This window comes from Desulfococcus sp., from assembly GCF_050178255.1.
GTDB lineage: Bacteria > Desulfobacterota > Desulfobacteria > Desulfobacterales > Desulfococcaceae > Desulfococcus > Desulfococcus multivorans.
Genome location: NZ_JBFXGG010000002.1, coordinates 20,263 through 33,452, shown reverse-complemented (window position 1 = coordinate 33,452; position 13,190 = coordinate 20,263). Strand labels below are relative to the sequence as shown.

Here is a 13,190-nt window from a genome sequence, read left to right as displayed (position 1 = left end):
AATCGGCATCACAATCGATAGAGTGATAATTCAACTGTCGACTTTCATGATGGCGACCGGAAAGCGATGCCGGGAGGATACGGCCCGCGCCCCTTTCCTCCCGGAACCGGCCTGTGAAAGTCGACAGTTGAGGTGATAAAAAGTGATTATTTAACGCCTTCGGGAATCGCCGCACAAGCCGGCGGACCTCCCGAGGCCGTCGGCGTCGGCATCGAAACCCGTGCCGTTCAACCAGAGGAGTAGCGCATCCAGATGTGCCTTGCCATCCCCGCGAGGGTTATCGGGATCGACGGCGACACCGCCGTCGTCGACGTGGACGGAATTCGGCGGGAGTGCAGCCTGGTGTTGGCGGAAGACGCCGCGGTCGGCGCCTACGTGATCGTCCACGCCGGGTTCGCCCTCCACGTCATCGATGAGACCGTCGCCATGGAATCCCTCCGGCTGCTCCGGGAGGCGGGGGCCGCAACGGACGGGGAAGCTTTCGACGCTTCCGAACCGTCGGGTTGATATCGGAGGCCCGCCATGGAGATGCTGAAAGACCCCGTGACCCTCTGGTTCCTCATCGGACTCTTCTGCGTCATCGTCGAATTTTTCGCGCCGGGAGTGATCATCGTCTTCTTCGGCGTCGGCGCCTGGGTGGTCGCCCTCCTCTGCCTCGGGGCGGATGTAGGCGCGCCGCTTCAGATCGCCGTCTTTGTCGTTGTCTCCATCGGCTCTCTCGTGCTGCTCCGCCGGAGATTCACCCCCCGCCCGGACAGCGGCCCGGACCTGACGGACGATTTCATCGGCCGGACCGCCGTCGTACTGGAGCCCCTTCGCCGGGGCCGGCCCGGCCGGGTGGTCTTCAAGGGCGCCGCATGGAAGGCTGAAACCGCGTCCGAGGAGCTGCTGGAAAAAGGCCGCTACGTCTCGATCGTCGGTCGGGACAGCATCCTGCTGTTTGTCGAACCCCTTCACGAGGAGGAGTACCGAAAGATATGAGCCTCTACACCCTGATCACCGCCGGCATCGCGGTTTTCGTCATCGTCGTCTTCTTCAAGACCATCCGCATCGTCCCCCAGAGAACGGCCTATATCGTCGAAAGACTGGGCAAATACAGCCGGACCCTCGAGGCCGGATTCCACATCCTGGTGCCGTTTATCGACCGCATCGCCTACCGCCGTTCCCTCAAGGAGGAGGCGGTGGACGTGCCCCAACAGGTCTGCATCACCAAGGACAACGTCTCCATCGGGGTGGACGGCATCCTCTACCTCCAGGTGGTGGACGCCCAGAAATCCTGTTACGGCATCGAGGATTACAAGTACGCCGTCATGCAGATGGCCCAGACCACCATGCGGAGCGTCTTCGGCACCTTCGATCTCGACGGCACCTTCGAGGCCAGGGAGGTCATCAACATGCGGGTGGTGGAATCGGTGGACGAGGCCAGCGACGCCTGGGGCGTCAAGGTGACACGCTATGAAATCAAGGATATCGAGCCGCCCCAGAGCATCATCGAGGCGATGGAGAAGCAGATGAAGGCCGAGCGGGACAAGCGGGCCGAGATCGCCGAATCCGAAGGAAAACGACAGGCGGAAATCAACCGCGCCGAGGGGCGCCGCCAGGCCATGATCGCGGAGTCCGAGGGGGAAAAGCAGAAGCGGATCAACGAGGCCGAGGGTCGGGCACAGGAGATCGAGCGGGTGGCCGAAGCCACGGCCCGGGGCATCGGGAAGATCGCCCAGGCCATCCAGCAGGCAGGGGGGCTTCAGGCGGTCAACCTCCGCATCGCCGAACAGTACATCCAGGAATTCGGAAATCTGGCCCGAACCAACAACACCATGATCATCCCCGCCACCCTTTCGGATGTCGGCGGCTTCATTGCCGCGGCCAAGGGAATCCTGGACGTCTTCGACACACCGGCTGCGGAGCCCGGGGCCGCAACAGCGACCCCGCCGGCGTCGCCGGTGACCCGCTGGGATCTTCCCAAACCCTGATCCATGGTATCCAGAACCCTCTACATCAGCGGCGTCGTCCAGGGGGTCGGGTTTCGTCCTTTCGTCTATCGGCTGGCCCGCCGACACGGCCTGAAGGGAGAGGTGGCCAACGCGTCGGCGGGGGTCCGCATCCGTCTTGAGGGAACGGTCGACGCCGTCACGGCTTTCTCCCGGGAGATCACGGCGTCGCTGCCCCCCCCGGCCGTCATTACCGAAGTCCGGGCCGTGGACACGGCGCCCATCGCCGTCGACAACGACGCAGCGCATCGGGATCTGTCAGGCATCGCCGACGGATTTCTCATTCATGACCGGGACATCTGCCAGAGAAGCGACGATGCCGTTGTCCGGCATATCGACGGCCGCAGCCGCTTTATCCGCCGTTCACGGGGATATGCCCCCGCGCCCATCTTTCTGCACCGATCCCTGCCGCCGATTCTGGCCTGCGGCGCCGAATTGAAGAACGCGGTCTGCCTCACCCGGAAACGATGCGCCTATTTGAGCCCGCACATCGGGGACGTGAGAAACCTCGAGACCTACCGGTTCCTGGACGCCGTCATCCGGCACCTCGAACACATCCTCGCCATCGCCCCCGAGATCATCGCCCACGACGCGCATCCCGACTACCTCAGTACCCGGTATGCCCGGATGCGATCTTCCGGAACGAAGATCCCCGTCCAGCACCATCACGCCCACGTCGCGGCGGCCATGGCGGAAAACGGACTGGAAGGCCCCGTCATCGGTCTCGCCTTCGACGGCACGGGTTACGGCACCGACGGGGCCGTATGGGGCGGAGAGGTCTTGACGGCCGACTACCGATCGTTTGAGCGGGCCGCGCATCTGGCCTACACCCCCATGCCCGGGGGTGATGCCGCCGTTCGGGAGCCGTGGCGAATGGCCGTGGCCTATCTCCACGGGGCTTTCGGTGATGCCCTCCGGGAACTGGACCTTCCCATGCTCAGACGCCTCGACGCGGACCGGATCGATGCCGTTCTCGCCATGGTCAGGGGAGGATTCCAGGCGCCGTTCACCTCCAGCCTGGGGCGACTGTTCGACGGGGTCGCCGCTCTTCTCGATATCCGGTATGACGTCACCTTCGAGGGACAGGCGGCCATGGCCCTCGAAATGTCGGCCGATCCCTCGGAGACCGGCTGCTACCCCTGCGAACGCCCGGCTCAAAACAGCCGGGAAATCCCGCTCTTTCCCATCATCGAGGGCGTGGTCCGGGATCGTCTCTCAGGGCTTTGCGTTCCGGTCATCAGCCGAAAATTCCACAACACCCTTATCCGCCAATTCACCACGCTGTGCACCGATATTCGCTGCAACACCGGGCTTGACAGGGTCGTCCTGAGCGGCGGCGCCTTCCAGAACGTCATTCTGCTGAAGGGCTTGACCCGGGCTTTGACCGGAGCGGGATTCTCGGTCTTCAGTCACGCCCGCGTCCCCACCCATGACGGCGGGATCTCCCTGGGCCAGGCCATGGTGGCCGCCGCGACCGTCTGACGAGCATAATGCCGCGGCGAGCGGCTGAAAAGGATCGTTCATGATTGAGTTCAAAAAGGTCAACAAATGGTTCGGACGGCACCACGTGCTGAAGGACATCGATTTTCATGTGAAAGCCGGGGAAACGGCGGTCATCTGCGGGCCCAGCAGATCCGGAAAGAGCACCCTCATCCGGTGCATCAACCAGCTGGAACGGATCAAGTCGGGTGAAATCTTCGTGGACGACCTGCCGGTCCACGACAAGGCCACCAACATCACAAGGCTCAGGGCCGAGATCGGCTTCGTCTCTCAGCAGTTCAACCTCTATCCCCATATGACGGTCATGGAGAACATCACCATCGCCCCCATCAAGGTCAAGAACGTTCCCAGGAAAACGGCCGAAGCCATCGCCCTGGACCTGCTGGAAAAGGTCGGCATCCATGACAGGGCGGGCGCCTATCCGGCGCAGTTGTCCGGCGGACAGCGACAGCGCGTGGCCATCGCCCGGGGGTTGGCCATGCAGCCCAAAATCATGCTCTTTGACGAACCGACGTCGGCCCTGGACCCCGAGATGATCAACGAGGTTCTCGACGTTATGCGAAAGCTGGCTGCAGAGGGAATGACCATGGCCGTCGTGACCCACGAAATGGGGTTTGCCCGGGAGGTGGCGAGCAAGGTGGTGTTCATGGATGACGGCAGGATCATCGAAACCGGAACCCCCACGGCGTTTTTCACCGCACCGGAGGACGAGCGGACCCGCTCGTTTCTCGGCAAGATTCTCAAGCACTAGCCGCCGTATCGCCCCCCCTGAAAACGATGGGCGGCGGTCAGGGTCTCACGAATGCGGTTCAGGGTGGATCGGTCGCGGGCCCAGTCGGGGGCGACAAGCTCATCCGGGTGAGGATCGCCGGTGAGACGCTGGATGACGACCTTTGGGGGGAGATGCTCCAGAAATTCACAGACCAGGTCTACGTATTCGGACTGGGTCAGGCATTGGTAAGCCCCCGTCCGGTACATGCGCTCCAGGGCCGTCCCCCTGACCACGTAAAGCAGGTGGATTTTGACTGCGTCAATCCCCATCTCGGCCAGAGCCTTTGCCGTTTCCATCATCTCTCCGCGGCTTTCCCCCGGCAGCCCCAATATGACGTGGGCGCAAACGCGGATACCTCGCCGCCGGGTCTCGGCTGCCGCTCTCCGGAAACAGGCGACGTCGTGCCCCCGGTTGATGCGCCGCAGGGTCTCGTCGTGGGCCGATTGGAGACCGTACTCCACCCACATCAGGGTCCGTCGGCCGTAATCCTCGAGGAGATCCAGCACCGCCTTGTCCACGCAGTCCGGCCGCGTGCCGATGCTGAGGCCCACTATCCCGGGAACGGCTCCGAGGGCCTCGTCGTAGAGTCGCCGAAGCACGGGCACCGGTGCGTAGGTGTTGGAAAAGGACTGGAAGTAGATCAGAAACTTGCGGGCCTTGTAGCGGCGGGCGACGAATCGGCTGCCGACCCGGATCTGTTCGGTGATGGAAAGCCCTTTGGCATGATTGCCGGTGCCCGATCCCCGGCGGTTGCAATAGATACATCCGCCCCGGGCTACCGTGCCGTCCCGATTGGGACAGTCGAGGCCGGCATCCACGATAATCTTCTGGACCCGCTCCCCGAAGCGATCTCTCAAATAGGCGTTGAAATCCCTGTACGGCAAAGCCGTCATGGCGTTCCTCGAAACAGCGAGGGGAAGCCCGAAGGCTCCCCCTCATCATCCGAAGACAGCAGCGTCCCGGGTTGTCTGTTATTTTCTGCCGGTGTATTCGGCGTAGGCCATGGCCACCGTCCGGTAGATGATGTGGGCGAACTTGGAGAACGGCAGGCACATGAAAAACACCCAGATGCAGAGCAGATGGATGAAATAGATGAAATAAGAGAGACCGGCGGCGCCCCCCAGGCGGGTCATCTGGGTCAGCATGCCCGTGGCGCCCAGGGCCAGGGCCAGGCCGATGATGAACCAGTCTTTATAGGCGGAAACCTGGTCCGGCTTGGCCGTTCGGTCCTTGATCATCAGCGCCGCGCCGATGATGAGGGCTACGCCGGCAATGTTGGCGAGCCATTTCACCGGGTTCAGCTGGGAATAGGGCCCATGGATCCCGAAGCCGTAAAGGACGACAAAGAAGATGTTCGTCACGATGAACAGCCCCAGAAACCCGAAGAAGACCATCATGTGAGAGGTGGCCCGTTCGGTGTTCTCGCCGCACTCGGTGAATTTCTTGTGCTTGAATATCCCGGGAATGACCCGGACCAGCGCCTCCGCAAAACCCTTGGGGTCGATCTTCTGGAGGGTCGTCTTGCCGGTTTCGAGCGCATCCTTGTGGATGTCGGCAATGAAGCGTTTCAGGCCCATGGCAAAAATGCCGATGGCCGCGAAGAAGGTCGGAATCATGATGATGTCGACCAATGTGGTATGAATGAATTTGGCATGCACGATCTCCTCGCCCCCGGGCGTGAAATCCAGGAAGTGAAAGCCGAGGATGTTGCCGATAATGCCGAGCACGATGAAAAGAACGGCGGGAATCGCGAACAGCACCGGCAATTTCTTGGGATCGTTGAAAAGCTCGGCCAGCTTCTTGGGCTGGGCATACTCCTGGATGGCATAGGCCCGAATGGCGCCCAGAACATCGCCGGGTTTGGCGCCTCTGGGGCACAGGGTCGAACAGTCGCCGCAGTTGTGGCACAGCCAGATATCGGCATTCCCCACCAGCTTGTCCTTCAACCCCCAGGACGCCGCGATCATCTCTTTGCGGGGAAAGGGCTTATTGTCCGGAGAAATCGGACATGCCACAGCACAGGTCGCACACTGATAACACTTCTTGAGATCTTCGCCACCAAGCCCGATGACCTCGTTGATAAATCCGACGTCGGGCTCCACCACATATCTATCCGTCATCTCAGTACCTCCTGATCCGTTAAGAATGGCGTGCCGGCGGCGGAAACCCATCCTCCGCCGGCGTCCCACTTGCTGTTTTTACCTGACTAGAATCCCTTGAACGGGTTCGGGCCCAGGGCTTCGATGGATTCCACGAAACCGTTGATGATCTCCGGAACCTTGTCGTATTGATCGATGGCGATCTCGAACTGCGCCACACGCTCCTCCTCGAGGGCCAGGCTGGCGAGAGCGTCGCCGATTTTCTTCATCCGGATTTCGGCCAGCTCGCTCCCCTTGACAAAGTGGCACTGGTAATCGTCGCCATGCTTGCACCCCAGGAGGAAAACGCCGTCCATGCCCTGGGAAAGGGCGTCCTTGATCCAGATTACGTTGACGGATCCGAGGCAGCGCACGGGGATCAGCCGGACGTCGGCCGAGTAGGACAGGCCGTTGATGGCCGCCATGTCCAGGGCCGGGAAGGCGTCGTTTTCACAGACCAGTCCGAGAACCCTGAAGGGCGGTTCGGAATAATCGTCTTCCGATGGCACCTTGACGGACTTGACCATGGAACCGATGCTGTCGATGTTGTAGTCGGCAAATCCGATGATCCGCTCGGGGCAGGCCCCCATACAGGTGCCGCAGCGGCGGCATCGGGCGGGATTCGGCTTGGGCGTTCCCTTGGCGTCGTCGTCGAGAGCGCCGAAGGGACACTCCTCCGTGCAGCGCTTGCACTGGGTACACCGCTGAAAGAAGAAGTCCGGGAAGGTCATGTCGCCGGAGCGGGGGTGAACCGACACTCCGCGGTTGGTGGACCGGATGCACTGGATGGCCTTGAGCGCGGCGCCGGCGGCGTCTTCGATGGACTCTTCCATCGTCATGCTGCGGCGGACGGCGCCGGCGGCGTAGATGCCGGTTCGCTGGGTTTCATAAGGAAAGCAGATGAAGTTGGAGTCGGAGTACCCGTTGAAAAGCCCGATATCCCGGAAGGCCGGTCCCTGACGGTAGGCGAGGTTGACGACGGGATCATCGGCCGTGGCCGGCACCATGCCGGTGCCCAGGACGACCATGTCGGCCTTGACCCGGATATTCTCCCCCAGGAGGGTGTTGTCGGCATCGATGACCAGGCCGTCGCCGTTACTGGAGACCTGGATGACCTCACCCTTGGTGAGGAAGATGCCGGGATCCTGCTGGATGCTTTTGTAGAAATTCTCGTTGAGGCCGGGGGTCCGCATGTGCTGGTAGAACACATAGGCCTTGCCGTCCTCGTAATCCTCGCGCACATACTTGGCCTGTTTCAGGGAGACCATGCTGGTCACGGCGCCGGCGTAGGAGAAGTCGGCGTCGCCCGCCTCGCCGCCGGGGCTCTGAATGAAGACGACGGACTTGGCGGGCTTACCGTCCGAAGGCCGCTTGACAGGACCTGCGGCGGCAAGCTCCTCGAACCTGGCGTTGGTGACGACATCTGGGATCTCCCCATACCCTAAATTGGCAAACTCGCCGTCGGCGGGTTTGTAGGGGCGCCATCCGGCGGCCAGCACCACGGCTCCGAACTTCTCACCGTTGGGGTCCAGGGTCAGGATATCCTTCCGCCCCTTGTTGTATTCCATATACCGTTCATGAATCGTTTCGACGTCGAGCTCCTTGCCGCTTTCGTCGACCTTCATCTCGTCCGGAAGGGGATAAGGCACGTCGAACTCGATCTTTTCGCCGGGCTTCTTGAAAGTCACCGTGAAATCTCCGGGCTCCCCGGCGATGCGCGCCACCACGGTGTTGGTCTTGACCGCGATGTTGGGGTGTTTTTCAAGCGCATCGATCCTGGCCTGGATAATGGGGGGAATCAGGCTGTCGTAAGGCTCGCCTACGGGGGTCTGTTTCCGGACCTTGGCGGCATATCCGCCGAGGTAGGATTCTTTTTCGACGACGGTGACCTCGTAGCCGGCCTTGGCCGCGTCCACCGCAGCGGATATGCCGGTGATGCCGCCGCCGATGACGAGGATTCGCTCGCTGAAATTGTCCTGCTTGTAGGCCTCGGGAAGCTTGACCTTTTCGACCCGGGCCATCCCCATACGAATATAATCCTCGGCCATCATCTGGACGCGGTCGAAATTGTCCTCGTCTTCCTTCTCTTCATCGGTAAGGGCCGGAAACTGATCCCGGGGATGGGACCAGACCACCCCTTCCCTGATATTCACCCGGTCGACGATGCAGCCGTCGAACCGGAAGGTGTCGAAATTGACGCGGCGGGAACAGGCCGCCAGGACCAGGGTGTTGGTACCGTCTGCAATGTCCTTCTTGAGCAGTTCGACACCCTCCTTGCCGCAGAAGCAGGGGTGCGTCTTGACCGGCAAGCCTTCATCCTCCGGCACAGCGCAGAGTGATTTAACATCCAGGGCTTCCCCGATTCCACAACCTGTGCAGATATATACACCGTACTTTTTATCCATGGATATCCTCCTGATTTCAGTCGTCGGTTACCCGTCGCCCGCCGGCATCGACAATGCCACCGGGACGAATTTCCGATTCCTGTTCGCTGGTCACCGTTATTTGTTCACCAGGGTTTGAATCGCTTTCAGTGCCGTTCCGGTGGCATGTTGATTGGCCGACGTCACGTCAAAGGGCTTGGCTGCGCAACCGGTACCGAACATGCCGCCTTTTTCGAAATCGTTGATGATGAACCCGTCCGCGTTGTACTTCAGATCCGCCGGCAGCTTGATGTTGGCGGCCGTCGGCTGCATGCCCGTGGCCAGCACGACCATGTCGACGGTTTGATGAATTTTTTCGCCGGTGACGGCGTTTTCCGCGACAACGGTGATATTCCGGGTGTCGGGATCCTCGCTGACTTCGGCGACCTTACCCTTGATAAAAAAGACATTCTCGTCCGCCTTGACCATGTTGTAGAATTTTTCATACCGCTGACCCGGGGAACGGATGTCGATATAGAAGATGTAGATTTTGGCGTCGGGATACAGGGCTCGGACATAGGTGGCCTGCTTCAGGGAGGCCATGCAGCAGATATAGGAACAGTAGGGAAGATGATTTTCGTCCCGGGAGCCGGCACACTGGACAAAGGCGATGGATTCGGGGGCCTTGTCGTCGGAGGGTCTCAGGATCTTGCCCTTGGTGGGGCCGTTGGGCGCCGCCAGGCGTTCGATCATCATGTTGGTGACGATGTTCGGGTACCGACCGAACCCGAGGTTGTCGATCCGGTTGGCATCGTAAGGCTCCCAACCCGTGGCCCACACGACGGAACCGACACTGAGGGATATGGTTTTCGCCTCCATATCCAGCTCCACCGCATCATATTTGCAGGCGGCCTTGACCTTTTTGGCATCTTCGGTGCCGATGATCCTGGGCGAAATGACGTACCTGGCCGGAAACGCCATTTCATGGGGGAGATAAGCCCCCTTGATGCGATCCATCCCGAAATTGAAGTCATTGGGGACTTCGGTCTCGCAGGCCTTGCCGCATTCCCCGCAGCAGGTGCAGTTGCTGTTGACGTATCGGGGGCTCAGCTTTACATCGACGGTGTAGTTTCCGGGATTGCCGCTCACCTTTTCCACCTCGGCCAGCGTGAACACCTTGATGTTCGGATTGTCCTTGATCCGCCTGAAATTGATCTCGAGTCCGCAGGTCGGAGGACATAGCTTGGGAAAATACTGGTTTAATTGCGCCACTCGACCGCCCAGGTATGGGTTCTTCTCGATGATGAATACCTCATACCCCACTTCGGCAGCTTCGAGGGCCGTCGTTAACCCACTGATCCCACCGCCAACAACCATAATGCTTCCGCTACCAGGGGCTTGTTTGTCTACCGTCATGCTATCCCTCCGTGCATCATAATGTTTGTGTGATTAAAGTAAGGTTGCATAAATGTTCCATCCTAATCAAATACCGGGTGTTAGGAGTTATGTGCCGGCAACGTCCGGTTCTCGATGCATCTTTCGATGCGGGCACATAACGCCTGACACATGCGTCATCACATCTTAACAAAAACCTCCGGGCATTCGAAAACACCCGGAGGTTTCGGTTCAATCTCTATTGGATATCGGAACTCCTGAGCATTCCGGTCTCCGCATCAATTAATCGGGAATGATCTTGATGTATTCTTTCTTGAAGATATCCCATTCCTTCTTGGTCGGATCGTACTTGGAGTTGACGAAGCAGAACCAGTTTTCATCATCCTGACCCGGGAAGTCGGCCTGATAGTAGAAGCCGGGGTAACGGGTCTCTTTACGGAACTGGATGTGACGCAGGTGAGCCTCGACGGTCCAGATACGATGCTCGATCTCCCAGGCCCTCATGAGCTCGTGGAGGTCGCCCGCGGCCAGCTTCTCACAGTCCTCGCGCATGGTCTGGAGCAGATCCATGACCACTTCCAGCATCTTGCTGGAGGTCTGGTAGAAGGTCGCGGTGCCGGCACCGTACTCGTGGGTCGCCTTCATCAGTCGGTACATCATTCCATTGGGCTTGATGTATGCCGGGTTGATGTCGATGGCGGTGGTGTAGTTGCAGTTGTCCAGGAAGGTGCGGACCGGCTTGTAGACCAGGTCGACCAGCTCTTCCTTGGACTGTTTCAGGGTCGGTTTGAAGTCGGCGTTGTCGCGCACGAACTTGGCCATGGCCTTGGCGGCCATGCGGCCCTCGGCGTGGGAGCCGGAGGAGAACTTATGGCCGGAGCAGCCGACGCCGTCACCGGAGGTGAACAGACCGTTGACGGTGGTCATACGGTTGTAAACCTTGCCCTTGTATTTGATCTTGTAGGCTTCCGGCACCCAGTCGAAATCGGGGCCGGAGGTCCAGAGACCGCAGCAGCCGGAATGGGAACCCAGCAGGTAAGGCTCGGTGGGCATAACCTCGGAGTTCTTCTTCTCGGGCTCGGTGTTGGTGGCGCACCAGAGGTTGGCCTGGCCGCAGGTCATGTCGAGGAAGTCTTCCCAGGCTTCGGACTCGAGGTGCTTGAGTTCCTTCTTGTCCATGGTCTTGCCGAGTTCGGCCAGAGCGGTGACGGTGTCCATGATGATGGGGCCGCGGCCTTCCTTCATCTCGAACAGCATCAGGTGGTTACGCAGACAGGTCGGGGTGATGGCGGCGGTTCCGTAAGGCGCGTATTTCTCGAGCTCGGACTTGGCGGCGGCGCTGCCGGCAAAGGCTTCGCCCAGACCATTGAGGGTTTTGGCCTTGAACAGGAGGAACCATGCACCGACCGGGCCGTAGCCGTCTTTAAAACGGGCCGGGGTGAAACGGTTTTCCATCATGGACAGTTCGGCGCCGACCTTCATACACATGGTGTAGGTGGAACCGGCGTTCCATACGGGATACCAGGCGCGGCCCTTGCCCTCGCCGACCGAACGGGGCTGGTAGATGTTGACGGCGCCGCCGCAGGCGACCATCATGGTATTGGCCTTGATGATATAAACCTTGTTCTCGCGAACGGAAAAGCCAACGGCACCGGCGATGCGGTTTTCTTCATTGGCGTCCAGCAGCAGCTCGACGATGAAGCAGCGTTCGATGATGTTGTCTTCACCCAAAGCCAGCTTCGCGGCCTCGGCGACGATTCTCTTGTAGGATTCGCCGTTGATCATGATCTGCCATTTACCGGTGCGGACCGGGGCGGCGCCGGATTTCAGCGTCCCCATCTTCTGGCCCTTCTTGCCGTCGAGGTTCTTTCCGTCCTCGGTCTTTTTCCAGATCGGCAGGCCCCATTCCTCGAACAGATGCACGGAGTCGTCGACATGGCAGCCCAGGTCGAAGATCAGGTCTTCACGAACCAGGCCCATCAGGTCGTTACGGACCATCCGGACATAGTCGTCAGGGGTATTGCTGCCGATATAGGTATTGATGGCCGAGAGGCCCTGGGCAACGGCGCCGCTTCTTTCCATGGCGGCCTTGTCGCAGAGAAGGACCTTCTTGTCGCCGGCCCATTTCTTGATTTCAAAGGCCGCGCCGCAAGCAGCCATACCGCCGCCTACGATCAGAATGTCAACTTCGCGCTCGTCAACTTCAGGATCCCTAACCGCTTTAAGCTCTCCCATCGGTTTGTTCGGTAATGCCATACTCCATACCTCCTTAAAGTATTATCAGAATTTTATGATTTTTTTACTTCCGATTACTGCCGTGTCACCCGTAACGACGGTGTGGAATTCCGACGTTAGACCGTGGCGATCGGCTTCTTCAGGGTGACGCCGTCCGTCTCTTCGGTGGCGAGCAGCTCGCTGTCGAGATCCTTGCCCTTCAGGTCGGCGTATGCATTGGCGGCGCCTTCGGGAGTGGTACGGATGGGGAATTTGAAGCGTTTGATAACACCATTTCTGAACTTACAGGTCCACATGACGTCTTCGGTACCCATCATCGGCATAATGGAGCTTCCCAGGGGCACGAAATCGGCATAGCCTCTGACCTCGATGGCCTGAGTCGGGCAGATTTTCACGCAGGAGAAGCATTCCCAGCACTGATCGGGCTCCTGATTGTAGGCTTTCATTGCGTTGGGATCGAGAACCATCAGGTCGTTGGGGCAGATGTACATACACGCGGTCTTATCTCCACCCTTGCAGCCGTCACATTTTTCCTGAATTACAAAACTTGGCATTTACAATACCTCCTACAGTTAGCGTTTGGTGATGGTAAAGGTCTAACAACCTAAATCAGATGTGTTGCAACTTAAGCTGTCTGCACCTCCCTTCCTACCTGTGGCCAAAAAGCTGACTTTGGACCATTTCTCAAAAAAATTACCGACTTGCCTATGTCAAAGACTTACTGCCTGTGAGATCCCAAATTGCTTAACTATGTCAAATCCATCCCGGTGTAAACAACTTTCTTCGAGCGCCGATG

General features: G+C 59.6%; 11 protein-coding genes. 5 read left to right on the top strand and 6 right to left on the bottom strand.

The genetic code is table 11. The annotated features are described in order from the left end of the window. Positions 1-252 precede the first annotated feature (252 nt). Genes AB7S84_RS00935 through AB7S84_RS00915 form a run of 5 tightly spaced genes read left to right on the top strand, consistent with a single transcriptional unit; the run spans position 253 to position 4,242 of the window. On the top strand, positions 253-507 hold the full coding sequence (locus AB7S84_RS00935) for a HypC/HybG/HupF family hydrogenase formation chaperone (protein ID WP_428152747.1): 255 nt from the start codon (positions 253-255) through the stop codon (positions 505-507). Between the two features lie 15 nt (positions 508-522). Further along, entirely contained in the window at positions 523-981 is a 459-nt protein-coding gene (locus AB7S84_RS00930; protein ID WP_020877721.1) for an NfeD family protein, read from the top strand. After that, a complete protein-coding gene (locus AB7S84_RS00925) occupies positions 978-1,973 on the top strand; it encodes an SPFH domain-containing protein (protein ID WP_020877722.1) in 996 nt (331 codons plus the stop codon). The genes AB7S84_RS00930 and AB7S84_RS00925 overlap by 4 nt, the downstream gene beginning before the upstream one ends. Positions 1,974-1,976: 3 nt before the next feature. After that, on the top strand, positions 1,977-3,473 hold the full coding sequence (locus AB7S84_RS00920; protein WP_428152746.1) for an acylphosphatase: 1,497 nt from the start codon (positions 1,977-1,979) through the stop codon (positions 3,471-3,473). A 40-nt stretch (positions 3,474-3,513) separates the two neighbouring features. Beyond that, positions 3,514-4,242 (top strand): amino acid ABC transporter ATP-binding protein, encoded by a 729-nt coding sequence (locus AB7S84_RS00915; RefSeq protein WP_020877724.1) that lies wholly within the window; start codon positions 3,514-3,516, stop codon positions 4,240-4,242. Here AB7S84_RS00915 and AB7S84_RS00910 read toward each other — a convergent pair. From AB7S84_RS00910 to aprB, 6 genes are all read right to left on the bottom strand, one after another. Beyond that, positions 4,239-5,156: a TIGR01212 family radical SAM protein gene (locus AB7S84_RS00910; protein WP_428152745.1), complete on the bottom strand. Its 918-nt coding sequence runs from the start codon at positions 5,154-5,156 to the stop codon at positions 4,239-4,241. The two genes, AB7S84_RS00915 and AB7S84_RS00910, sit on opposite strands and share 4 nt — an antisense overlap. 78 nt (positions 5,157-5,234) lie before the next feature. Beyond that, on the bottom strand, positions 5,235-6,383 hold the full coding sequence (gene qmoC, locus AB7S84_RS00905; RefSeq protein WP_428152744.1) for a quinone-interacting membrane-bound oxidoreductase complex subunit QmoC: 1,149 nt from the start codon (positions 6,381-6,383) through the stop codon (positions 5,235-5,237). A gap of 86 nt (positions 6,384-6,469) precedes the next feature. After that, a complete protein-coding gene (locus AB7S84_RS00900) occupies positions 6,470-8,806 on the bottom strand; it encodes an FAD-dependent oxidoreductase (protein WP_428152743.1) in 2,337 nt (778 codons plus the stop codon). Positions 8,807-8,902: 96 nt separating this feature from the next. Further along, on the bottom strand, positions 8,903-10,180 hold the full coding sequence (locus AB7S84_RS00895; protein WP_020877728.1) for a CoB--CoM heterodisulfide reductase iron-sulfur subunit A family protein: 1,278 nt from the start codon (positions 10,178-10,180) through the stop codon (positions 8,903-8,905). A 261-nt stretch (positions 10,181-10,441) separates the two neighbouring features. After that, the gene (gene aprA / locus AB7S84_RS00890) at positions 10,442-12,415 is read right to left on the bottom strand and encodes an adenylyl-sulfate reductase subunit alpha (protein ID WP_428152742.1); all 1,974 of its coding nucleotides are present in this window, start codon (positions 12,413-12,415) and stop codon (positions 10,442-10,444) included. Between the two features lie 95 nt (positions 12,416-12,510). Continuing rightward, positions 12,511-12,948: an adenylyl-sulfate reductase subunit beta gene (gene aprB / locus AB7S84_RS00885; protein WP_020877730.1), complete on the bottom strand. Its 438-nt coding sequence runs from the start codon at positions 12,946-12,948 to the stop codon at positions 12,511-12,513. Positions 12,949-13,190 lie beyond the last annotated feature (242 nt).